This is a genomic window from Streptomyces sp. NPDC002754 (assembly GCF_053592315.1).
The window spans coordinates 470,736-491,433 of the sequence record NZ_JBSFVM010000003.1 but is presented as its reverse complement, the minus strand read 5'-3'; the positions used below and the strand labels follow the sequence as shown (position 1 = coordinate 491,433).

General features: G+C 71.4%; 21 protein-coding genes. 5 read left to right on the top strand and 16 right to left on the bottom strand.

Annotation, left to right across the window (positions count from 1 at the left end; genetic code table 11):
- Positions 1 to 125 precede the first annotated feature (125 nt).
- Both ACWD2L_RS12055 and ACWD2L_RS12050 read right to left on the bottom strand, forming a co-directional pair.
- Positions 126 to 698 (bottom strand): hypothetical protein, encoded by a 573-nt coding sequence (locus tag ACWD2L_RS12055; RefSeq protein WP_451189363.1) that lies wholly within the window; start codon positions 696 to 698, stop codon positions 126 to 128.
- Between the two features lie 177 nt (positions 699 to 875).
- On the bottom strand, positions 876 to 1,334 hold the full coding sequence (locus ACWD2L_RS12050; protein ID WP_451189360.1) for a cyclic nucleotide-binding domain-containing protein: 459 nt from the start codon (positions 1,332 to 1,334) through the stop codon (positions 876 to 878).
- A 225-nt stretch (positions 1,335 to 1,559) separates the two neighbouring features.
- Here ACWD2L_RS12050 and ACWD2L_RS12045 point away from each other — a divergent pair, with 225 nt between their 5' ends.
- Both ACWD2L_RS12045 and ACWD2L_RS12040 read left to right on the top strand, forming a co-directional pair.
- A complete protein-coding gene (locus tag ACWD2L_RS12045; protein ID WP_451189356.1) occupies positions 1,560 to 2,684 on the top strand; it encodes a D-alanyl-D-alanine carboxypeptidase family protein in 1,125 nt (374 codons plus the stop codon).
- Positions 2,684 to 3,331 carry a class F sortase gene (locus tag ACWD2L_RS12040; RefSeq protein ID WP_451189353.1) on the top strand — a complete coding sequence of 216 codons (648 nt, stop codon included), beginning with the start codon at positions 2,684 to 2,686 and terminating at the stop codon, positions 3,329 to 3,331. Before ACWD2L_RS12045 ends, ACWD2L_RS12040 begins: the two co-directional genes overlap by 1 nt.
- A gap of 12 nt (positions 3,332 to 3,343) precedes the next feature.
- Here ACWD2L_RS12040 and ACWD2L_RS12035 read toward each other — a convergent pair whose 3' ends face one another.
- On the bottom strand, positions 3,344 to 3,712 hold the full coding sequence (locus tag ACWD2L_RS12035; RefSeq protein WP_451189351.1) for an ArsR/SmtB family transcription factor: 369 nt from the start codon (positions 3,710 to 3,712) through the stop codon (positions 3,344 to 3,346).
- Between the two features lie 129 nt (positions 3,713 to 3,841).
- Here ACWD2L_RS12035 and ACWD2L_RS12030 point away from each other — a divergent pair, with 129 nt between their 5' ends.
- Positions 3,842 to 5,179 carry an MFS transporter gene (locus ACWD2L_RS12030; protein WP_451189347.1) on the top strand — a complete coding sequence of 446 codons (1,338 nt, stop codon included), beginning with the start codon at positions 3,842 to 3,844 and terminating at the stop codon, positions 5,177 to 5,179.
- 153 nt (positions 5,180 to 5,332) lie between these two features.
- On the opposite strand, the gene ACWD2L_RS12025 is transcribed toward ACWD2L_RS12030, so the two are convergent.
- The gene (locus tag ACWD2L_RS12025) at positions 5,333 to 5,683 is read right to left on the bottom strand and encodes an ANTAR domain-containing protein (RefSeq protein WP_451189344.1); all 351 of its coding nucleotides are present in this window, start codon (positions 5,681 to 5,683) and stop codon (positions 5,333 to 5,335) included.
- A 205-nt stretch (positions 5,684 to 5,888) separates the two neighbouring features.
- Here ACWD2L_RS12025 and ACWD2L_RS12020 point away from each other — a divergent pair, with 205 nt between their 5' ends.
- The gene (locus ACWD2L_RS12020) at positions 5,889 to 6,857 is read left to right on the top strand and encodes an enoyl-CoA hydratase/isomerase family protein (protein ID WP_451189341.1); all 969 of its coding nucleotides are present in this window, start codon (positions 5,889 to 5,891) and stop codon (positions 6,855 to 6,857) included.
- Between the two features lie 28 nt (positions 6,858 to 6,885).
- On the opposite strand, the gene ACWD2L_RS12015 is transcribed toward ACWD2L_RS12020, so the two are convergent.
- From ACWD2L_RS12015 to ACWD2L_RS11990, 6 genes are all read right to left on the bottom strand, one after another.
- Positions 6,886 to 8,082 (bottom strand): cytochrome P450, encoded by a 1,197-nt coding sequence (locus ACWD2L_RS12015; protein WP_451189338.1) that lies wholly within the window; start codon positions 8,080 to 8,082, stop codon positions 6,886 to 6,888.
- A complete protein-coding gene (locus ACWD2L_RS12010; protein WP_451189336.1) occupies positions 8,079 to 8,915 on the bottom strand; it encodes a mycofactocin-coupled SDR family oxidoreductase in 837 nt (278 codons plus the stop codon). Before ACWD2L_RS12010 ends, ACWD2L_RS12015 begins: the two co-directional genes overlap by 4 nt.
- A 77-nt stretch (positions 8,916 to 8,992) precedes the next feature.
- The gene (locus ACWD2L_RS12005) at positions 8,993 to 9,598 is read right to left on the bottom strand and encodes an SRPBCC family protein (protein ID WP_451189333.1); all 606 of its coding nucleotides are present in this window, start codon (positions 9,596 to 9,598) and stop codon (positions 8,993 to 8,995) included.
- Positions 9,595 to 10,098, bottom strand: coding sequence for a (2Fe-2S)-binding protein (locus tag ACWD2L_RS12000; RefSeq protein ID WP_451189330.1), 504 nt, complete (start codon positions 10,096 to 10,098; stop codon positions 9,595 to 9,597). Before ACWD2L_RS12000 ends, ACWD2L_RS12005 begins: the two co-directional genes overlap by 4 nt.
- Entirely contained in the window at positions 10,091 to 10,969 is an 879-nt protein-coding gene (locus ACWD2L_RS11995) for an FAD binding domain-containing protein (protein ID WP_451189328.1), read from the bottom strand. Before ACWD2L_RS11995 ends, ACWD2L_RS12000 begins: the two co-directional genes overlap by 8 nt.
- Positions 10,966 to 13,302 carry a xanthine dehydrogenase family protein molybdopterin-binding subunit gene (locus ACWD2L_RS11990; protein ID WP_451189326.1) on the bottom strand — a complete coding sequence of 779 codons (2,337 nt, stop codon included), beginning with the start codon at positions 13,300 to 13,302 and terminating at the stop codon, positions 10,966 to 10,968. Before ACWD2L_RS11990 ends, ACWD2L_RS11995 begins: the two co-directional genes overlap by 4 nt.
- Before the next feature lie 99 nt (positions 13,303 to 13,401).
- Here ACWD2L_RS11990 and ACWD2L_RS11985 point away from each other — a divergent pair, with 99 nt between their 5' ends.
- The gene (locus tag ACWD2L_RS11985) at positions 13,402 to 14,001 is read left to right on the top strand and encodes a TetR/AcrR family transcriptional regulator (RefSeq protein ID WP_451189323.1); all 600 of its coding nucleotides are present in this window, start codon (positions 13,402 to 13,404) and stop codon (positions 13,999 to 14,001) included.
- A gap of 26 nt (positions 14,002 to 14,027) precedes the next feature.
- On the opposite strand, the gene ACWD2L_RS11980 is transcribed toward ACWD2L_RS11985, so the two are convergent.
- The 6 genes from ACWD2L_RS11980 to ACWD2L_RS11955 are packed head-to-tail and all read right to left on the bottom strand — an operon-like array spanning position 14,028 to position 20,679.
- Positions 14,028 to 15,068, bottom strand: a complete 1,041-nt coding sequence (locus ACWD2L_RS11980; RefSeq protein ID WP_451189321.1) for a CaiB/BaiF CoA transferase family protein — start codon at positions 15,066 to 15,068, stop codon at positions 14,028 to 14,030.
- Positions 15,065 to 16,021, bottom strand: coding sequence for an LLM class F420-dependent oxidoreductase (locus tag ACWD2L_RS11975; protein ID WP_451189318.1), 957 nt, complete (start codon positions 16,019 to 16,021; stop codon positions 15,065 to 15,067). The genes ACWD2L_RS11980 and ACWD2L_RS11975 overlap by 4 nt, the downstream gene beginning before the upstream one ends.
- A gap of 11 nt (positions 16,022 to 16,032) precedes the next feature.
- The gene (locus ACWD2L_RS11970; protein WP_451189315.1) at positions 16,033 to 16,440 is read right to left on the bottom strand and encodes a cobalamin B12-binding domain-containing protein; all 408 of its coding nucleotides are present in this window, start codon (positions 16,438 to 16,440) and stop codon (positions 16,033 to 16,035) included.
- Positions 16,440 to 18,023: a methylmalonyl-CoA mutase family protein gene (locus ACWD2L_RS11965; protein WP_451189313.1), complete on the bottom strand. Its 1,584-nt coding sequence runs from the start codon at positions 18,021 to 18,023 to the stop codon at positions 16,440 to 16,442. The genes ACWD2L_RS11970 and ACWD2L_RS11965 overlap by 1 nt, the downstream gene beginning before the upstream one ends.
- Positions 18,020 to 19,501 carry a FadD3 family acyl-CoA ligase gene (locus tag ACWD2L_RS11960; protein WP_451189310.1) on the bottom strand — a complete coding sequence of 494 codons (1,482 nt, stop codon included), beginning with the start codon at positions 19,499 to 19,501 and terminating at the stop codon, positions 18,020 to 18,022. Before ACWD2L_RS11960 ends, ACWD2L_RS11965 begins: the two co-directional genes overlap by 4 nt.
- Positions 19,498 to 20,679 carry an amidohydrolase family protein gene (locus tag ACWD2L_RS11955; protein ID WP_451189307.1) on the bottom strand — a complete coding sequence of 394 codons (1,182 nt, stop codon included), beginning with the start codon at positions 20,677 to 20,679 and terminating at the stop codon, positions 19,498 to 19,500. Before ACWD2L_RS11955 ends, ACWD2L_RS11960 begins: the two co-directional genes overlap by 4 nt.
- Positions 20,680 to 20,698 lie beyond the last annotated feature (19 nt).

The window sequence follows — 20,698 nt, the reverse complement described above, 5'->3', positions numbered from 1 at the left end:
CGATCTTCGACCTCGTCGACTACGGCGTCGTCGGCGACCTCTTCGACGTCGTCCCCGCCCTGACCGACGAGGTCAAGACCCGCAAGGGCTAAGGGAGTTCGAGACTGCCGCCGCGTCCGGGGTTTTCACGCCTCCCGGGCGCGGCGGCGTGCGTAGTGCCCGGCCGCGACCAGCGCGCCGGCGATGAGGGCCCCGCCCAGGGCGAGTTGCGCGACGCTCGACGTGCCCAGCGAACCGCCGTCCCCGGCCTTGACCCCACCCAGTTCGGTGCCGCCTCGCCCCGACACGGTGAGCGTTTGTCGCACTTCGGTGTCGTCCTCGCAGGTCACGGTGATCGGGAAGGTGCCGGACCTGGCGCCCGCAGGCACCTTGAACTGGCCCGTGACCGATCCCTCCTGCGTCGCCGTCTGCAAGGGGAACTCGCCCGCACCGAGACTGTCGGCGTCCCCCGTCGCGATCTCGTCCTCGCCGCAGGCGCTCGTGCTCGCGGTGACGCTCGCGCCGGGCCCCGGGTCGGCGGGCACCAGCTCCAGCGTCCCCGCCGTGTCGGCCACCGGAGGGCTCTCGGTCCACGAGGTGTCGGTGTCCCAGGCGGGATCGTCGTCCGCCGCCCAGGCCGCGGCGGGGCACATCAGGGCCCCGAAGGCGAGTGTGGCCGCGGCGACAGCGGCGGTCGGCCAGGACGCGGTGCGGCCCATGCGGATCCTCTCGGCGGGCCCGGCGGCCGGACCACGGATGTGCGGGTACTCCGCGACCGATCCCACCGCGTGGACGCGCCCACCGCCTGTCGAGACGTCGAGTCGGGTGACAAGAACGCCCCGCCGGGGCGAAGCGCATACGCCCGTGCGCAGGGGCCCCTGCGTCCCGCCCCTACGTCAGATCCCCGCGATCCGCCCGTGCGTCCGATGCGCCTCGACCAGCTTGACGCGCGCCGACTCCAGCCGGTGCGCCATCACCTCGGCCACGCCGTGCAGCACCGCCACGCCCAGCGTCGGTTCCTGCTCGCACAGCGCCCGGACGGCCGTGCCGTCGAACTCGTAGGCCCGCACCGGACTGAACGCCTCACCGCCGAAGTCCCACTCGTACGGCTCGAACAGCCAGGACCAGCCCAGCAGGTCGCCGGGGCCGAGCGGGTCGATGGGCAGCACGGTGCGGTCGGAGACGCGGACGTCGAGGGTGACCATCCCGGTCCGGATGATCCAGAACCGGTCCGCCCGGTCCCCCTCCTCGAAGATCCGGGTGTCCTGCGCGAACGAGACCTCTTTGGCCAGCGGCATCAATCGGTCCCGGTCCGCGTGCGAGAGCCGGTTCAGGAGTCGTGTCTGGGCCGTCATGGCTGCCACCTCCGCCGTCGTGTCATTCCAGCGTACGTACGTCGCGTTCGCGGCCCGCCCGGCTCGGCGGGGAGGAGCACGACCGCGCCGAGCGGAGCGGCCGTCACCCGAACAGCCTATTTCCGGGTGATACCGCGCGCACCTCGTGGCGGCCGTCCCCCGTGTGCGGCGGCCGTATGGCGTACGTGGAGAGCGGTTGCGCCGTGCCGGTTCTACGTTTCCGGCATGGCGTCAATCTTCCGCTTTCGCCCTGCCCTGAGCAGGGCCGTTGTCATGTGCGGCGTGTGCACGGCGGTGTCGGTCGGCACCGCCGCCGGTCCCGCCTGCGCCGATCCTCCAGTGCCCGACCCGCCCGCGCCGCCGTCCGTCTCCGCCCTGTCGTGGGAGGTCATGGACGCCCGCACCGGCGACGTTCTCGCCTCGAAGGCGCCGCACCGCAGGCTGCCGCCCGCGAGCACGCTCAAGACCCTGTTCGCCCTGACCGTGCTGCCGAAGCTGCCCCAGGACGAGGTGCACCGGGCCACGTACGGGGACCTCTCCGACGTCTCCGAGGGCAGCAGCCTCGTAGGCGTCGACGAAGGCAACCGGTACAAGGTCGCCGACCTGTGGCGCGGCGTGTTCCTCAGCTCCGGCAACGACGCCGTGCACACGCTCGCCCACATGAACGGCGGCGTCCCGCGCACCGTCGCGCAGATGCAGGCGACCGCACGCTCGATCGGCGCCCGCGACACCCAGGTCCGCTCCCCCGACGGCTACGACACGGACGGCCAGTACTCCTCGGCGCACGATCTGGCACTGATCGCCCGAGAGGGCCTCAAGAACCACGATTTCCGGCGCTACATGGCCACGAAGTCGGCGCGCTTCCCGGCGGCCGGCGGTCCAGAGGCATTCGGCATCGAGAACACGAACCGGCTGCTCGTGGGCTCGCACGGGGTGCGGCCCTATCCGGGCCTGATCGGCGTCAAGAACGGCTACACGTCGAAGGCCGGCTGCACCCTGGTCTCCGCCGCGAGCCACAACGGGCGCACGGTGCTGGTGACCGTCATGAACCCGCAGGACGGGGACTTCAACGCGGTCTACGAGGAGAGCCGCGCGCTGCTCGACTGGGGTGCCGAGGCGGCGCCGCTGCACGCACGGCAGACGGCGACGTCCTGGCGTCCTTCGGCCCCGCAGCAGATGGCCGCGGCCGCTCCGGCTCCCGCCACGGGGGCCGAGGCGGCCGACACGTCGGGCGGGCTCGGCCGGCACCTCGGTGCGGCGGCCGGGCTGCTCGCTCTGGCGTGTGTGCCGGTACTCGTCGGCAGGCGGCTGCGGCGCAGACGACGTGGGGCCGGGGCCGGGGGCTACTGATGCCTGCGATAGCCCAGTCCCCGGCCGCGGTGCGGCGTCGCCGTCCCACGTGGTCCTTCCTGGCGGCGACGCTGCTGGCCGGGGTACTGCTGGTGCACCACGGGATTTCCGGTGACGGGCCGCCGCAGCCCGAGCCGGGCGCCGCGAAGCTCGGCACCGACACTCCGCCCGCCGACCCGCTGCCCGCCGCCGCACCGCGGCGCATCCGCATCCCCGAGATCGGTGTGAACGCGCCGCTGACGCGCGTCGGCCGGGACGCGGAGGGCTGGCTGGACGCGCCGCCGCCGGACAAGGCGAATCTGGCGGGCTGGTTCCCGGGCGCCGTCACACCGGGCGAGCGCGGCACGGCGGTCGTCGACGGGCACGTCGACAACGCCGAGGGCCGCGCCGTCTTCTACGGGCTGGGCGCGCTCAAGAAGGGCGAGCACATCGAGATCGACCGCGCCGACGGGAAGACGGCCGTGTTCGAGATCCACGGCATCGACGTCGTCGACAAGAAGCGCTTCCCGTCCCGCCGGGTCTACGGAGGCACGGGCCTGCCCGAACTCCGCGTCATCACCTGCGGCGGTACCTACAGCAAGAGCGCCGGGTACACGGGGAACGTCGTCCTGTACGGACTGCTCACCTCCGTCCGCGACCGCACGTGACTGGGGGCGACGTCAGTCGTGCGGCGCCTCGCCGGTCACCCGGTGGTCCGCGTGGCTCAGCGCCTCCGTCACCAGGCGCCGCAGGTGCCCGTCGGCGAGGCGGTAGTGCATGTGCCGGCCTTCACGGCGCGCCTCGACGAGGCCCGCGAGCCGCAGCTTCGCCAGGTGCTGGCTGACGGCCGTGCGCGATGCCGCGACGCGGTCGGCGAGCGAGCCCACGTCCGACTCCTCCAGGGCGAGCAGCCACAGCACGTGCAGCCGGGTCGCGTCCGACAGCAGGGCGAACACCCGTGTCGCCTCGGCCAGTCGGGCGGCGTCGGGCTCGCGCGGATGCGCGACGGCCGCGGGTGCCGCGGTGGGGGGCGGATCGCTTACGGGCATGGGCCCAGCCTAGGGCCCTGGCCACGGGGCCCTTGTGCGAACGGCCCACCCGGAAGTTTCATACTCGTCATGTGCGCATCTGCGCACATGACGATTATCGTTGGCGACGCAGCCTTCGGGAGGGCCCGTATGCTCACGGTTCTGCGCCACCGCACGTACCGCCGACTGTTCGGCGCCCAGGTCGTCGCCCTCGTCGGCACCGGTCTCGCCACGGTCGCGCTGGGGCTCCTGGCGTACGACATCGCGGGGGCGGACGCGGGCGCCGTGCTCGGCACCGCGCTCGCGATCAAGATGACGGCGTACGTGCTGATCGCTCCGCTGGTGGGGGCGTTCACGGAGCGGTTGCCGCGGCGCGCGGTGCTGGTGGGCTCCGACCTGCTGCGGGGCGGCGTGGCCCTGGCGCTGCCCTTCGTGGACCAGGTGTGGCAGGTGTACGTCCTGGTGTTCGTGCTGCAGTCCGCCTCGGCCGTCTTCACGCCCACCTTCCAGGCGCTGATCCCGGACGTGCTGCCCGAAGAACGCGACTACACGCGCGCGTTGTCGCTCGCCCGTCTCGCGTACGACATGGAGAGCCTGTTCAGTCCCGCGCTCGCCGCGTTGCTCCTGTCGGTGCTCTCGTACCACCGCCTGTTCACGGGAACGGTCGTGGGCTTCCTCGCCTCTGCCGCACTCGTGGTCTCGACCTCACTGCCCGAGCGTGCTCCCGCATCCGCGCGCGCGGGTGGCGTGTCCGCCAAGGCGACGGCCGGGGTCCGCCTCTTCCTCTCGATCCCCCAGCTGCGGGGCCTGCTGGCGATGAACCTGGCCGTGGCGGCGGCGAGCGCGCTGGTGACCGTCAACTCCGTCGTCTACGTAAGGGACTTCCTGGGCCTGCCGTCCGGCGCGCTGCCGATGGCGCTGGGGGCGTACGGGGCCGGGTCGATGGCGGTGGCGCTCTTGGTGCCGCGGCTGCTGGAGCGGGTGGGCGAGCGGTCATTGATGGTGCGCGGGGCGCTGGCGCTGGGTGGCGTGTTCGCCGTCGTCGGGGTCATCACGGCGGCGCACGCCGGGAGTTGGCGGGTGCCGGCGCTGTTCGCCGCCTGGGCCGCGTTCGGTGGCGCGTGCTCGATGGTGCTCACGCCGACCGGCCGGCTGGTCCGGCGGGCCGCGCCGGAGCGGGAACGTACGGCGGCGTTCGCCGCGCAGTTCTCCGTGTCGCACGCGTGCTGGCTGCTCACGTACCCGCTGGCGGGGTGGCTGGGCGCGCGGGCCGGTCTGGGGGCCGCGGTGACCGGGCTCGGGGCGGTGGCCGTGGGCGCGGGGGTCGCGGCGGCGCGGTTGTGGCCGGCGGGCGTGGACGGCTCCGTCACGGCCGTGGAGCACGAGCACGCAGGGCTCGCCGCGGACCATCCGCATGTGCGCGGCGCCGTACGGGTCCCGGGCGGCTGGCGGCACAGCCACAGCCGGTTCGGCGACGCACCCGGGTGACCGTGCGCGTCGGTCCACGTGAAGATTCCGAGCCGTTCGCGTTAGGGCGCGCGCCTGCGTGTTACTCCGAAGGCCGGAGCCATCAATGCTGAGGTGGCGGGTTCGGCAGTGAGCCCGCCCCCCGCTCCCCGGCGCATGCCGGGGAGCGGGTCTTCACCGCGGCTCCGGCGCGACCTCTCCAGCGGCTTCCGCGCGGCGCAGGCCCAGCTGCCGCTCCAGTTCGGCGCGTATCACCGGGTCGAGCTCCTGGGTGCGCGGCCAGGCGACGAGCTGCCGGGCGACCAGGCGCAGCTTGATGTTGCTGCGCATGGAGATCTCCCGCAGCACGTCCCACGCCTCGGCGGACGAGAGGCCGCCGACCGCGACCACGACTCCGATGGCCTGATCGACATCGGCGTGCGCGGTGACGGCCACCTTCAGCTGCTCGACCTCGGCCTCGAGAACCGCGGCACGCGCTGCCGCCTCGTGGGCCCGAATCACTGCGCGCCGACGCGCCGCTAGCATCACCGTGCACCTCCAAGTGCTGTGCCGAGCTTCGACCTCACATGACTACTTACCACTGCTGCCCCGCCCCGCGCGCGGCAACCGCCGCCGCGGGGATGCGCAGGGCGGTTCGGGCTCGGGGGCTTCGGTGACGTCACGGGCGACCGTTACACTCGCGCCGACGCGAACGGGAGGCACCCGGCAGAAGGGCGGAGTACCGGGACGCATGGACATGCCATGGGAACTCGTCGACCTCGACAGCGACGTCAGCCGCGCCCCGCAGGACCGCGCCGGGCCCGGACACACCCCCTTCGACACCCGCCCACGCGTCGTCATCGGCTGCGCCGCCCAGCCCGTGGACGTCCAGGCCGAGGCGTACGACGTGCTGCTGACCGGGGTGCAGGACGCCCCGCGCCCCTGGGTTTCCTGCGTCGATCCCCGGGAGAGCGCCGCCCGGCTGTGCGAGGCGGTGGCGGCGAGCCCCGACGCTGCGATCGCGTTGGTCCAAGTCCTGCGCCTGGGACGGGATCTGGCCATTCCGGAGCGTCTTGTCGCGGAGTCCCTCGCGTACTCCGCGTTGCAGGGCGGCACGACCTTCCGGCGCTGGCTCGCGAGCACCCCGCGCCGTACCTCCCGCCCCGCCGCACGACCGGTACGCCTGGATCGCGAGGGCGATCGGCTCACCGTCACCCTCGACCGGCCCTGGGTGCGCAACGCCGTCGACGCGGCGACCAGGGACGCCCTGTGCGAGGCGCTGACGGTGGCCGTCGCCGACACCTCGGTGGCCCGGGTCGACCTGCGCGGGAGCGGGCCCGCGTTCTGCAGCGGCGGCGACCTCACCGAGTTCGGCACCTCGGACGATCCCGCTCGCGCCCATCGGGTGCGCGTCGAACGCAGCCCGGCGGCCCTCCTGGCGCGTTGCGCGGACCGGGTCACCGCGCATCTGCACGGTGCGTGCGTGGGTGCGGGCATCGAGCTCGCCTCGTTCGCCGGCCGGGTCGTGGCGGCCGGCGACACCCGGATCCAACTGCCGGAAGTCGCCATGGGGTTGATCCCGGGGGCCGGTGGGACGGCCGGGATCCCTCGGCGCATCGGCCGCCACAGGACCACCCATCTCGCCCTGTCCGGTTCGGAGTTGACCGCGCGTGAGGCATGGAGTTGGGGGCTGGTGGACGAGGTCACCGGGAACTTCTAAGGCAGTTGACGTCTCGCAGGGGCCATGGTCACCGCCCCGCACCGCCGATCACCAGCGGCAACGTCTTCCACCCTCGTACGGTCGAGGTCTGCGCCAGCTCTGCGCCGTCCCAGTCGACCTCCCAGTCGGGGAAGCGCCGAAGGATCTCCTCCGCCGCCACCCGCCCTTCGAGGCGGGCGAGGGCCGCGCCGAGGCAATAGTGGGCGCCGACGCCGAACGACAGGTGCTGGGTGACGCGGTGGATGTCGAAGCGGTCCGGGTCGGGGAAGCGTTCGGGGTCGCGGTTGGCCGCGGCCTGGATGAAGAGCATCGCGCTCCCGGCCGGCACCGTACGCCCGTACAGCTCGACGTCCTTGGTGACATGACGCGCGGTGAAGGGTCCGGTCGGTTCGAAGCGCAGGATCTCCTCGATGGCGTTCGGGAGCAGCGAGGGGTCGGCCGCCAGTTCCCTGCGCGCCTCGGGGTAGCGGGCCATCAGGGCGCCGAACCAGCCGATGAGGCGGCCCGTCGTCTCATTGCCCGCCCCTGCCACGACCGTGCAGTAGGTCAGGACCTCCTCGTCGGTGAGGGTGCGGCGGGCGCCCTTCCCGTCCTCGAACTGGGCGGTCATCAGCTCCGTCATGAGGTCGTCAGAGGGGTGCTTCTTGCGCCAGTCGATGTACTCCTGGAGCCCTTCGGTGTTCAGCATTTCGGAGGGGTCGAGCCTGCCGCGGCCGGTCGTGTCGAGGATCGCGTCGGTGCGGTCGCGGTAGGTCTCCTGGTCGGCCTCCGGGATGCCGAGGAGCATGCCGATCACCCGCATCGGCATCTCGGCGCCCACGGCCTCCACGAGGTCGAAGCGTTCGGCGCCGGCCACCGGTTCGAGCACGCTCGTGCAGAAGTCCCGTATCTGTGGTTCCAGTTGGGCGATGCGGCGCGGGGTGAAGACGCGGGTGAGGAGGCGGCGGTGGATGTCGTGGACCGGCGGGTCCTCGAAGATGAGGGTGCCGGGCGGGATGTCGACGTTCGCCTGGATGATCTCCAGGATGTCGCCGCGTGAGGACGAGTAGGTCCCCCAGTCGGCGAGGCCGCTCTGCACGTCGGTGAAGCGGCTGACAGCGTAGAAGTCGTGCTCCGCATTGTAGTAGAGCGGCGCCTCTTCGCGCAGGCGGGCGTAGAGGGGGTAGGGGTCGAGGGCGATGGCCGGGTCGAAGGGCTCCCAGGAGAGGGTGGCGGCGGTGGTCATTTGAGCATGGCTCCCGCGTCGACGGTCTGGGTGCTGCCGGTGACGTACCGGCCCTCGTCGGAGGCGAGGTAGAGGATCGCGTTGCTGATGTCGCGCGCCTCGACCCACGGGGTCGGCAGGATGTGCATGCTCTGGGAGACGGCTGCGAAGTCGTCGACGGTGGGCTTCTCCAGGTCGGGCCGGAACATTTTGTACGTGCCCTCGTGCATCACCATCGGGGTGTTGACCTGGCTGGGGTGGACGGAGTTGACGCGGATGTCGTGCTCGCCCAACTCCCAGGCCAGGGTGCGCATCAGGCCGACGACGCCATGCTTGGCGGCGACGTAGTGTCCGATGTGGGCGTGGCCGCGCAGGCCGCCGACGGAGCTGGTGAGGATGATCGAGCCACCTCGGCCGCCGGCGATGATGTGCGGGATCGACACCTTGGTGGTGAGCCAGACGCCGGTGAGGTTGATGTCGATCGTGTCGCGCCAGGTCTTCTCGTCCATCTGGTGCGCGAGGGCGCCGTTGCTGCCGATCCCGGCGTTGGCACAGACGATGTCGAGCCGCCCGAACCGTTCGATGCCCTCGTCGACGGCGGCCTTGAGCGCGTCGTGGTCGCGGACGTCGGCCTGTACGGCGTGGATGCGGCGGCCCAGTTTCTGCACCTGGTTGACCGTCTCGTCGAGGTCCTCGGGGGTCGACATGGCGAACTGGACACCGTCGAGCTGCTTGCAGACATCGATCGCGATGATGTCCGCGCCTTCCTCGGCGAGCCGGATGGCGTGACTGCGGCCTTGGCCGCGCGCCGCTCCGGTGATGAACGCGACCTTGCCTTCTACGCGTCCGGACATGGGGTACCTCAATCCTGGGGGTCGTCACTCCTGGGGTGAAGTGCGTTCGGGGGCTTGGCGGTTGGGTGTTCGCGCTTTCAGCGGCGCCTGAGCCTGCGCAGGCTCAGGGCGAGAAGCAGCGCGACAGCGGCCGTCACGGCGATCGGCACGACACGCTGGAACGCGGCGCCCGATGCGGTGTCGGCGAGGTCGAGCGGGGCAGCGGTGGCAGAACAGGGTTCGGGTTGCGGCGAGTTGGCGGTGAGCTCTGCCGCCAGGTTCTCCGCGAACCGGTCCATCAGCGCCCCGGACACCTCCGCGAGCGTGCCTCGCCCGAACTGGGCGGGTCTGCCGGTGATGGTGAGTTCGGTCTCGACGTGTACGTCGGTGTGGGCGGGGTCCGTGGCGGAGGCCAGGCGGCAGGTGACACGCGCCTTCGCGGTGCCGTTCCCGCGCGATTCGCGGCCGCCCGCCTCCAGGACCACGACCTTCGACGTCTCGTCGCGCGTCACGAAGGTCACGGTGCCGCTGTACGCGAGTCCGACGGGCCCCAGCCTGACCTTGATGCGCCCGTGGTGGGTGTCGCCCTCGCTGCCGGTGAGTGTCGCACCCGGGACGCAGGGTGCGACACGTTCGACGTCGAGGAGTACCCGCCAGGCATCGTCGATCGCGACGGGGATGCCGAGCTTGTTCTCCAGTTTCATGACATCGCCCTGTCCATGGATGGACCGCCCTCTGCGGCCGACCGCACGGCGTCGACGATCCCCTGGTAGCCGGTGCACCGGCACAGGTTGCCGGTGAGGGCCTCGCGGATCTCCTCGTCGGTGGGCTTGGGGTTCTCGGCGAGGAAGGCGGTGACCGAGACGATCAGGCCGGGCGCGCAGAATCCGCACTGTAGGGCGTGGTTCTCGCGGAACGCCGCCTGGACGGTGGAGAGTTGGCCATCAACGCCCGACATCCCTTCGACGGTCGTCACCTCCGCCCCGTCGGCCTGCACGGCGAACACCAGGCAGGCGCGGACCGCCTCGCCGTCGAGCAGCACGGTGCAGGCCCCGCAGACGCCGTGCTCACAGCCGAGGTGGGTGCCGGTGAGGCCGCAGTTCACGCGGAGGAAGTCGGCGAGGGTCAGGCGTGGTGGCACGCTCGCCCGCCGCGCCGTCCCGTTGACGCGTACGTGGATGTCGACGGGGGCCGGGTCAGCCATGGAGTGCCTCCTGTACGGCGCGGCGCCAGGCGCGGGCGACCATGGCGGCGCCGACGCGGGTGCGGTAGCGGGCCGATCCGTGCAGATCGGAGGGGACGGACGCGAGCCGGGCGGTTGCGGCGCGGCCGATTTCGTCCGGGTCGGCGTCCGTGGGGTCGGTGCCGAGCAGCTCGCTCTCCGTGGCGCGTGCCCGGGTCGCGGTGGGGCCGAGCCCGAACAGGCCGATGGCACACCGGTCGAGCCGCCCGTCGGCCGTGACACGCAGCGCGACGGTGGCTCCGGCGATGGCGAAGTCGCCGCTTCTGCGGGCGAACTCCTCGATGGCGAATCCGCAACGTCCGGTCCAGGGAAGGAAGTTAGCGCCCGTCAGCAGTTCGTTCTCGGCCAGCGCCGTGCTCCACACGCCGGTGAAGAACTCGGCTGCCGGGATGGTGCGGCGCCCGCGTGGCGACTCCGCCTCCAGTTCGGCGTCCAATGTCAGCGCGACGGCCGGGTATTCGGCCGCGGCATCGGCGTGCGCGAGTGAGCCGCCGACGGTGCCGCGGCTGCGTAGCTGGAAGTGGCCGATGAGGGGTGTGGCGCGGGCGAGCAGCGGGACCGCGGCACGGATCTCCTCCGAGCGCTGGACGGTGGCCTGTGTCGTGCCTGCCCCGATGCGCAGGGAGCCGTCCCCGCGCCGCTCGATGCCCCGCAGTGCGTCGACGCGACGCAGGTCGACGAGGTGTCCGAAGGCCGCGAGACGCAGGGCAAGCATCGGCACGAGGCTCTGCCCGCCCGCGAGGGCCTTCGCCTCATCGCCGTGCTCGGCGAGCAGTCCGACCGCTTCGACGGTGCTGGTCGGCACGTGGTAGGTGAATGCCGCTGCCTTCACGGTGCTGTCACCTCCTGTGCCTGCTCGACGAGTTCGACGATCCTCGCGGGGGTCAGTGGCAGTCGGTCGACGCGCACACCCAGGGGCGCGAGCGCGTCGGCGACCGCGTTCACGACGGCCGGCGCCGAGCCGATGGCACCGCCCTCCCCGACGCCCTTGTAGCCGCCTGGCCCCGGGCTCGGTGTCTCCACGTGTCCGACCTCGATCACCGGTACTTCGGTGGCGGTCGGCAGGAGGTAGTCCATGAACGTGGTGGCGACCGGGTTGCCCTCGTCGTCGTACGCGAGGTGTTCGTAGAGGGCGCCGCCGATGCCCTGCACGGTGCCGCCGAAGATCTGGCCCTCCACGACGCTCGGATTGATCATCGGGCCGCAGTCCTCGCTGACGATGTACCGCCGCAGTGTGACCTCACCGGTCACGAGGTCGACCTCGCAGGTGCACAGGTGGGTGGCGTTCGCCCAGATCATGAGGTGCGGGGTGTGATAGCGCCCGCTGACCTCGAGCCCGGCCGGTACACCAGGTGGCAGGGCGTGCACTTGGTAGTACGCGAGGCCGGCGATCTCGGCGAGGGTGAGCGCACCCTCGCCGCCCTTCACAGTGGCCCGGCCCCGCGTGAACTCGACGTCCTCGACGCTCACTTCGAGCCTGTGTGCGGCGATGGCCAGGATCCGCTCCCGCAGCGCTCCGGCCGTCCCGGCGATCGCGCCCGCCGTCATGGATCCCGAGCGGCTGCCGCCGGTTCCCGCGCCGTAGGGGGTGACAGCGGTGTCGCTCTGGATCGTGCTCACGTCCTCGACGGCGACGCCGAGCGCGTCGGCCGTCAGCTGCACGACGGTCGTCTCCAGGCTGTTGCCGCAGGATCCCCCGGCGACGTACACATTGACCTTGCCGGAGGGCTCGATGCGGATGGTGGCGCCCTCGGTGGCGTGGAACGGGGTCGCGCCCGCGGTCGGTTCGACGTACGTACACGTGCCGACGCCCAGGTAGCGCCCGGCCTCACGGGCCCGCGCCTGTTCCTTGCGGAAGGCCTCGTAGTCGAGCATGGTCAGGGCCTGCTCGAAGGTCTCACGCGGTGACATGTGCTCGTAGGGCATGCCGTTGCAGTTCGCCGTGGGCAGGTCGGCGGCGCTCAGCATGTTGCGGCGCCGCAACTCGACTGGGTCGAGGCCGAGGTGGCGCGCGGCCGTGTCGAGCAGCACCTCCCGTGCCATCGACTCGTACTGCCAAGGCCCCCGGTACGCCACCCGTCCGCTGGTGTTGGAGAACACGAACCGGGACGAGAACGTGCCCTCGGGGATCCGGTACGGGCCGGGGAACAGCATGCCGACGGCGATGCCGCTCTGCACCGGCGACGGGGTCGGGTAGGCGCCCGCGTCCTGCACGTGGTCGAGGGTCGCGGCGAGGATCCGGCCGTCCTCGTCGAAGGCCATCCGGGCCTCGCCGTGTTCGTGGCGCGCCTGGCCCGCGGAGAGGAGGTGCTCCTGCCGGTCCTCGATCCATTTGAGCGCGGAGCGGAGCCTGGTGGCGGCCAGCATCACGCACATGTCCTCGCGCTGCGGCAGCACCTTCTGCCCGAACCCACCGCCGGTGTCGCGCATGACGACCCGCACCCGGTGCTCGTCGATGCCCAGGAGGCGGGCACAGAAGGCGCGGACCTCGTGCGGCGACTGCGTGGCGGTCCAGATCGTCATCTCGCCGCCGGCCGCGGTCCATTCGGCGACGATGCCGCGGGTCTCCATCGGAACGGGGCCGTGCGCCTGCTGATGGACCGTCTGCGACACGATGTGCGGGGCGTTCGCGAAGACGGGGTCGAGGTCGCTCATGGGGCGCCCGCCGAGCTGCCCCACGAGGTTGCCGGGGTACGCGGGGTGCACGGACTCCGGGGAGTCGAGGGCCGCCGCGTAGTCGACGACCGCCGGCAGCGGCTCGTAGTCCACGAAGACCAACTCGGCGGCGTCCTCGGCGATATAGCGGTCGACGGCGACAACCATGGCCACCGGGTCGCCTGCGAACCGCACCTCGCCCTCGGCGAGCGGCGGGCGCGGGGTGTCCGGGTCGTCGCGACCGTTGAGCGTGTACCACTGCTCGTGGACACCTGGGTTGAGGTCTCCGGCCACGAACACGGCGTGCACACCGTTGAGTTGGAGCGCCTCGGAGGTGTCGATGCCGAGGATGAGGGCCCGCGGAACGGGGCTGCGGACGAAGTGGGCGTGCAGCATGCCGGGGCGTACGACGTCGTCGACGTAGGTGCCGGTGCCGGTCAGGAGCCGCAGGTCCTCGACCCGCGGGGTGCGGGTGCCCGCGTAGGGGGCGCGACCGCCGCTCGGTGCCATCGGTCCTACCTTCCGTCCAGATGCTGAACGAGTGTTTAACCGAGGTGCTGAACGATTGTTTAACACCCGCGCTTCGCGAGCGTCAAGCACAATGACCGCATGACTGCTGCGCCGCGCCGGATGGGCGCCGAGACCTCCAAGACCCGCCTGCTGCTGCTCGACACCACGGAGCGGCTGATGCTGGAGGAGGGATACGCGGCCGTCGGCGTGCGGCGCGTGGCGCGCGAGGCCGAGGTGGCTCCGGCGCTCGTCCTGTACTACTTCCGCACGCTCGACGACCTGTTCCTGGCGGCGCTTCGGCGGCGCGCGGAACAGGAGTTGGCGCGCGTGGACCGCGTCCTCGACGGCCCGCAGCCGATACGCACACTGTGGAAGCTCAGCAGCCACCCAGGCAACACGCTGACGACGGAGTTCGCGGCGCTCGCCAACCACCGCAAGGCGATCCGCGCCGAACTCGCGGCCCACGCCGAGCGTTACCGGCAGGCGCAGGTGGCGGCCCTGACACACAGGCTCACCGAGATGGGGGTCCAACTGCCCGACGAGCTCTCCCCCACTGTGCTCCTGGTGCTCACCAACGCGCTCGGCCGGATCCTGACGATGGAGAACACGATGGGGATGACGACGGGGCACGAGGAGGCCGTGAAGTTCGTGGAGGACTTCCTCCAGCGGTACGAGGGAACGCCGGCCTCGGACGCATAGAGACGTGTAGAAGTGTCACACCTTTCTCAGTCGTGCTCCCCGAGCCCCGGCGGCGCCCCGTACGACGGCTCGTACCCGGCGATCCGCACCGGGCTCCCGACCAGCCGGAAGTCACCCGCCTCGATCACCGCGTACGGCGTGCGCTCCAGCGCCTCGGGCAGCGTACGGACCGCCGCCGCCGGGACGTGCAGGGGCCGTAGGCGCGCCTCCCAGTTCTCGGCCGTGTCCCCGGAGAGTGCCTTCGTGACGGCCGCGATCACGTCGTCCCGGTGTGTCGCCCGGTCCGCCATGGTGGCGAACCCCGGTTCGTCGATGTCGGCCTCGGTGGCGAAGGACCGCCAGAACCCGTCGTGCGTGACGAAGAGCGCCAAGTGGCCCTCCGCCGTGGGGAACAGCTGGGCCGGTACGTAGTAGGCGTGGGCGCCGCCCGGTGTGCGGCGGGGGACGGTGCCCTTGTTGAGGTAGGCGGCGGCACGGTAGTTGAGCTGAGAGAGCATGACGTCGCGCAGGCTCACGTCGACCTGACCGCCGCGTCCGGACACGATCTGCGCGAGGAGCCCCAACGCGGCGGTGATTCCTGCCGAGTTGTCGGCCGACGAATAGCCGGGGAGCGTCGGCGGGCCTTGCGGGTGGCCGGTCAGGGCGGCGATGCCGGTGGCGGCCTGGACGACGTAGTCGAAGGCCGGGTCGTCGCCCGCGTCCATGCCGTAGCCGGTGAGGGCGACGCAGACGAGACGGTCGTTGTACGGCTTCAGGTCCTCATAGGTCAGTCCGCAGCCACGGATCGCCGACGGCTTGAGGTTCACGAGCAACGCGTGTGCGCCACCCACGAGTTGATGCAGACGCTCCTGTCCCGCGGCCGTCGTCAGGTCCACTCGAATGCTGCGCTTGCCGCGGTTGAGGCTCGCGAAGTACGCGTCGGACACCTGCCGGGACAGGTCGCCGCCGGGTGGCTCCAGCTTGGTCACCTCCGCGCCGAGATCGGCCAGCAGCATCGTCGCGTAGGGGCCCGCGAGGATGTGCCCGACCTCCAGGACGCGGATGCCCGCGAGTGGCCCGCCGGTCACCGCAGCTCCGCGGCGATCGCCGCCACCGTCTCGCGGGTGCGGCGCTTGGACGCGACCAGTTCCTCGCGGCCCTCGCCGATCGGCAGGAGGCGTACGGACAGATCGGTGACACCCGCGTCGGCGAACCGCTGGAAGCGGGTCCTGATCGCCGTCTCGTCGCCGGCCGCGCACAGGTCGCCGACGTCGCGGGCATCGCCATACTCCAGCAGGCGCTGGTAGTTGGGCGAGATCTCGGCCTCGCCGAGGATGCGGTTGGCGCGCTCGCGCGCGGCGTCCACCTCGCTGGGCCGGCAGAGGCAGACGGGGACGCCGGCGACGATGCGCGGTGCGGGGCGACCGGCGTCCTGCGCGGCCTTGGTGATGCGGGGCACGACGTGGTCGGCGACGGAGCGTTCGTCGGCCATCCACAGCACGGTTCCGTCGGCCCGCTCCCCCGCGATGCGGAGCATGACGGGGCCGAGTGCGGCGAGCAGGACGGGCATCGGGGCGACCGGGCCGAGGCCGAGCGGGTTGTGGACGGCGAACGTGTCGTTCTCGACGTCCACCGAACTCGTTCCGCTCACTGCCGTGTTGAGGACGTCGAGGTAGTCGCGCGTGTAGGCCGCTGGTTTCTCGTAGGGCAGGCCGAGCATGTCGCGCACGATCCAGTGGTGCGAGGCGCCGACCCCGAGCGCGAGCCGACCCTGGGCCGCCGCGTGCACGGAGAGTGCCTGGCGGGCCAGGGCGATGGGGTGCTGGGCGTGCACCGGGACGACGGCCGTGCCCAGTTCGATGCGCGAGGTCACGGATCCCATCAGGGCGATGGCCGTCAACGCGTCGAAGTCGGTGGGAACTTGAGGCACCCACACCGTGTCGAATCCGGCCTCCTCCGCCCAGCGCACGTCGTCGAGCATGCGGGCGGCCTTGCGTGCGCTGTCGCCCCGCTCGGGGCCTGACATCACTCCGATACGCATACGGGGGCTCCTCACGAACGGTCTGCGGTCAGCTTGCGGATGTCGGCCACGATGTGGTCGAGCGGCGTGCCGGTCGGGTAGACGGCGGCGGCCCCCGCCTTCTTCAGGCGGCGGATGTCCGCGGCCGGGATGGAGCCGCCCACCACCACCGCGATGTCCTCGGCGTGCGCGGCGCGCAGCGCCTCGACGGTACGGGCGGTCAGCGCGATGTGGGCGCCGGAGAGGATGCTCAGGCCGACCACGGCCACGTCCTCCTGCACGGCCGTCGCGGCGATGTCGGTGACGCGCTGCCGGATGCCGGTGAACACGACCTCGAAGCCGCTGTCCCGCAGCGCCCGCGCGACGATCTTCGCGCCGCGGTCGTGCCCGTCGAGCCCGGGCTTGGCGATCAGCACACGGGCGCCGGATGCGGTGGCCATCAGAACACCACCGGCTGCCGGAACTCGCCCCACACCGCGCGCAGCACGTCGGACATCTCGCCCACGGTGCAGTACGCGGCGGCGCAGTCGACGAGCGGGCCCATGAGATTGACGTCCGGGACGTCGGCGGCACGCCTCAACTCCGCGAGCGTGCGCCGCACTTCGGCCGCGTTCCGCTCGTGCTTCACCCGGGCGAGCCGCTTCAACTGCCGCTCGCGCCCCTCGGCGTCGAGTTCGTACGTGGCCAGATCGGGCGGCTCCTCGTCGGCGGTGAACCGGTTGACACCGACGACGGGCCTGGCGCCCGACTCGATGTCCTGGTGGGCCCGGTACGCCTCGTCGGCGATGAGCCCCTGGAGGTAGCCGTCCTCGATGGCACGGACCATGCCGCCGTGCCGCTCCAGGTCGTCCATGATCTCGACGACGCGCTCCTCGGTGGCGTCCGTGAGGGCTTCCACGAAGTACGAACCTCCCAGCGGGTCGGCGACCGCCGCGGCGCCCGTCTCGTAGGCGAGCACCTGCTGGGTGCGCAGCGCGAGCGTCGCGGACTCCTCGCTGGGCAGCGCGAACGGCTCGTCCCAGGCCGCGGTGAACATGGACTGCACGCCGCCGAGTACGGAGGCGAGCGCCTCGTAGGCGACGCGTACGGTGTTGTTGCGGGCCTGGGGCGCGTACAGCGAGGCCCCTCCGGCGACGCAGCCGAAGCGGAACATGCACGCCCTGTCGGTCTCGGCGCCGAAGCGTTCGCGCACGAGGGTCGCCCACCGTCTGCGCCCGGCACGGTACTTGGCGATCTCCTCGAAGAAATCGCCGTGCGTGTAGAAGAAGAAGGAGATCTGCGGGGCGAACTGATCGATCGTCATGCGGCCGCGTTCGATGACCGTTTCGCAGTACGTGACGCCGTCGGCGAGCGTGAAGGCCATCTCCTGGACAGCGTTGGCCCCGGCGTCGCGGAAGTGGGCGCCGGCGACGGAGATGGCGTTGAAGCGCGGGACCTGCTCGGCGCAGAACTCGATGGTGTCGGCGATCATCCGCAGCGACGGCTCGGGCGGCCAGATCCAGGTGCCTCGGGAGGCGTACTCCTTGAGGATGTCGTTCTGGATGGTGCCGGTGAGCTTGGCGCGCGGGATGCCGCGTTTCTCGGCTGCGGCGACGTACAGCGCGAGCAGGATCGCCGCCGTGCCATTAATGGTGAAGCTGGTGCTGACCCGGTCGAGCGGGAGGCCCTCGAAGAGCAGCTCGACGTCGGCGAGGGTGTCCACGGCGACCCCGACCCTGCCCACCTCGTCGGTGTACTCGGGGTCGTCGGAGTCGTAGCCGCATTGGGTGGGCAGGTCGAGCGCGACGGACAGCCCTGTCGAGCCCTGGTCGAGGAGGTAGCGGTAGCGGCGGTTGGACTCCTCGGCGGTGCCGAAGCCGGAGTACTGGCGGCGGGTCCACAGGCGGCCGCGGTATCCGGTCGGGTAGTTGCCGCGGGTGAAGGGGTACGTGCCCGGGTCCGGTGGTGTGTCGGGGGCGTCGGCCGGGGTGTAGACGGGTTTGAGGGGGAGCCCGGACGGGGTGTGCACGGGGTCGTCTGTCATGGGTGTCGCGGTTCCTCCTCGGCCCGGGCGGCGGTCAGCTGGTCCTTGAGGACCTTGCCTGTCGCGCCGAGCGGCAGTGCGTCATGGAACTCGATGTGTCGCGGCACCTTGAACCCGGCCATGCGCTCGCGGCTCCACGCGATGAGGTCCTCGGCGCTCACCTGCTCGCGGACCACCACGAACGCCTTGCCGACCTGCCCCATGCGCGTGTCGGGCACGCCGATGACGGCTGCCTGGGCGACGGCGGGGTGTTCGAGGAGGAAGCCCTCGATCTCGGCCGGGTAGGCGTTGAAGCCGCCGACGATGAACATGTCCTTCTTGCGTCCGACGATCCTCAGCCGACCCTCCGTGTCCAGCTCGCCCAGGTCGCCGGTGTGCAGCCAGCCGTCCGGGTCGATGGTCTCGGCGGTGGCGGCGGGGTCGTCGAGGTAGCCCTTCATCACGGCGTAGCCGCGCACGAGTACCTCCCCGTCGTCGGCGATCCGCACCTCGAAGCCCTCGCAGGGCCGGCCGACGGTGGTGGCGACGGCCTGGTACGGGTCGCCGGGCCGGGAGGCGGTGACGGTGCCCGCCTCGGTCAGCCCGTATCCGGTCATGAGGTGCTGGAAGGGCAGCTCGGTGGTGACGCGCCGCACCAGCTCGACCGGGATGTCGGCGGACCCGGTGACCGCGACGCGCAGCGAGGACAGGTCGCGGCCGGGCGGTGCGGCGAGCAGCGAGTGGTAGAGGGTGGGTGGCCCGGGGAGGACGGTGACCCGCTCGCGCTCGACCAGGTCGAGCACCACGTCCGTGTCGAAGACGGGGACCGGCAGCATGGTGGCGCCGCGCAGGAACGAGGCGACCAGGCCCGCCTTGTAGCCGAAGATGTGGAAGTACGGGTTGACCATGAGGTAGCGGTCGCCCTGGCGCAGTCCGGCGAGGTCGCACCACTCGTCGTACAGGCGCAGCGTCTGTCCGTGGGTGGTCATGACGCCCTTGGAGCGGCCGGTGGTACCGGACGTGAACACGATGTCGGCGATGTCGTTGTCGCCCACCTCGCACGCGTACGGGCTGCCCGAGTCGAGGAAGCCGGATGTCACGTCGACCACGGGTACGCCGTCAGGGCCTGTGAACTCCCGTTCCAGGAAGCCGTTTTGAACGAGGAGTGCCTTGGCTCCGCTGCGGCGCACGATGTCGTGCGCCTCGGCGTCCTTGAAGCGTGTGTTCACGGGGACGAGGACACCCCCGGCGGCCGTGAGCCCGAAGGCCGCCACGATCCAGTCGGCGGAGTTGGGCGCCCACAGTGCCACCCGGTCGCCCTTGCGGATGCCGAGTTCGTGGGCATAGGCGCCGGCGGCGGCCCGGATCCGCTCCGCGAGTTCGCTGAACGTGAGGCGCAGGGCCCCGTCGACGACGGCCTCCGCGTCGCCGAACCGGTCGGCGGCGCTGAGCGCCATCTCGGGGATGCTGCGCCACCTCGGAGCGCCGTCGGCGCTCATGGGGCCATCAGGCGGGCCAGGTTGCCGCCCATCACCTTGGCCTTGTCGGTCTCGTCGAGCTTGCCGAGGAAGTCGACGTACGTGACCGGGTCGGCGAGGCCCTCCGGGTGCGGGTAGTCGGAGCCGAACAGGACACGCTCGATGCCGATGAGGTCACCGAGGGCGGCCATGTCCTCCTCCCAGAACGGGCTGATGTGGATGTGCCGCTTGAAGACCTCGACCGGGTCCTCCTGGAACTCGTGCGGCATCTTCTTGTACACATCGGCGAGCCGTACGATCACGGGCCCCACCCAGGAGGCGCCCTGCTCGATCACGGCGACCTTCAGTGCGGGGAACCGGGAGAGCATCCCGTGGCAGATCATCGACGCCACCGCGTCCTCGACCGGCCGCCACTCCGCGACCTGCCGGAACGCGTTGGGCTTGAAGGGCAGGAACTCGCGGGTGCCGCCCTCCCAGTCGTTGGCGTAGGTCGAGTAGCCGCTGTCGGAGGAGTGGAAGGTGACGAGCACCCCGAGCTCCTGCACACGCTTCCAGAACGGGTCGAACTCGGGCAGCGCGAAGGAGCGGGTGACACCGCCCGGGCCCGGCACGGGTGCCGGACGGACGAGAATCGCGCGGGCGCCGCGCTCCACCACCCAGTTCAGCTCCTCGATCGCCTTGTCCACGAACGGCAGGGTGATCACGGGGACGGTGTGGATACGCTCCTTGTGGACGAAGCCCCAGGTCTCGTGCAGCCACTCGTTGAGCGCGTGGATGACCGCGTGGATGAGCTCCGGGTCGTCCTTCATGCGCTCTTCGATGAGGCTCGCGAGCGTCGGGAACATCAGGGAGCGCTGGATGCCGAGGTCGTCCAGGAGTTCCAGGCGGGGGCCCGGTTCCCGGAACGCCGGGATGGCCCGCATCGGCTCGCCGAAGATCTCCCGGCGGGTCTTGCCGTCGGGGTTGCCGACCCTGAAGTACTCCTCCATCGCGCCGGGCCGGGCCACGACGTCGAAGGTCGGGTTCGGTATGTACTCGCTGATCTGCCCGCGGATCGCGATCTTCGTGCGGCCGCGGACGTCGACGTATTCGATGGCGCCGTCGTACTGCTTCGGGAGGTACTTGGTGAACGCGTCCCGGGTCTCGTAGAGGTGGTTGTCCGCGTCGAACAGCGGATAGGGCAGGGTGCGCGAAGGCATGGAATCCTCCTTGGCAGAC

Coding starts and splice junctions, on each gene's coding strand:
- ACWD2L_RS12055 (WP_451189363.1), bottom strand. CDS start 698: ATGGGCCGCACCGCGTCCTGGCCGACCGCCGCTGTCGCCGCGGCCACA.
- ACWD2L_RS12050 (WP_451189360.1), bottom strand. CDS start 1,334: ATGACGGCCCAGACACGACTCCTGAACCGGCTCTCGCACGCGGACCGG.
- ACWD2L_RS12045 (WP_451189356.1), top strand. CDS start 1,560: ATGGCGTCAATCTTCCGCTTTCGCCCTGCCCTGAGCAGGGCCGTTGTC.
- ACWD2L_RS12040 (WP_451189353.1), top strand. CDS start 2,684: ATGCCTGCGATAGCCCAGTCCCCGGCCGCGGTGCGGCGTCGCCGTCCC.
- ACWD2L_RS12035 (WP_451189351.1), bottom strand. CDS start 3,712: ATGCCCGTAAGCGATCCGCCCCCCACCGCGGCACCCGCGGCCGTCGCG.
- ACWD2L_RS12030 (WP_451189347.1), top strand. CDS start 3,842: ATGCTCACGGTTCTGCGCCACCGCACGTACCGCCGACTGTTCGGCGCC.
- ACWD2L_RS12025 (WP_451189344.1), bottom strand. CDS start 5,683: ATGCTAGCGGCGCGTCGGCGCGCAGTGATTCGGGCCCACGAGGCGGCA.
- ACWD2L_RS12020 (WP_451189341.1), top strand. CDS start 5,889: ATGGACATGCCATGGGAACTCGTCGACCTCGACAGCGACGTCAGCCGC.
- ACWD2L_RS12015 (WP_451189338.1), bottom strand. CDS start 8,082: ATGACCACCGCCGCCACCCTCTCCTGGGAGCCCTTCGACCCGGCCATC.
- ACWD2L_RS12010 (WP_451189336.1), bottom strand. CDS start 8,915: ATGTCCGGACGCGTAGAAGGCAAGGTCGCGTTCATCACCGGAGCGGCG.
- ACWD2L_RS12005 (WP_451189333.1), bottom strand. CDS start 9,598: ATGAAACTGGAGAACAAGCTCGGCATCCCCGTCGCGATCGACGATGCC.
- ACWD2L_RS12000 (WP_451189330.1), bottom strand. CDS start 10,098: ATGGCTGACCCGGCCCCCGTCGACATCCACGTACGCGTCAACGGGACG.
- ACWD2L_RS11990 (WP_451189326.1), bottom strand. CDS start 13,302: ATGGCACCGAGCGGCGGTCGCGCCCCCTACGCGGGCACCCGCACCCCG.
- ACWD2L_RS11985 (WP_451189323.1), top strand. CDS start 13,402: ATGACTGCTGCGCCGCGCCGGATGGGCGCCGAGACCTCCAAGACCCGC.
- ACWD2L_RS11975 (WP_451189318.1), bottom strand. CDS start 16,021: ATGCGTATCGGAGTGATGTCAGGCCCCGAGCGGGGCGACAGCGCACGC.
- ACWD2L_RS11970 (WP_451189315.1), bottom strand. CDS start 16,440: ATGGCCACCGCATCCGGCGCCCGTGTGCTGATCGCCAAGCCCGGGCTC.
- ACWD2L_RS11965 (WP_451189313.1), bottom strand. CDS start 18,023: ATGACAGACGACCCCGTGCACACCCCGTCCGGGCTCCCCCTCAAACCC.
- ACWD2L_RS11960 (WP_451189310.1), bottom strand. CDS start 19,501: ATGAGCGCCGACGGCGCTCCGAGGTGGCGCAGCATCCCCGAGATGGCG.
- ACWD2L_RS11955 (WP_451189307.1), bottom strand. CDS start 20,679: ATGCCTTCGCGCACCCTGCCCTATCCGCTGTTCGACGCGGACAACCAC.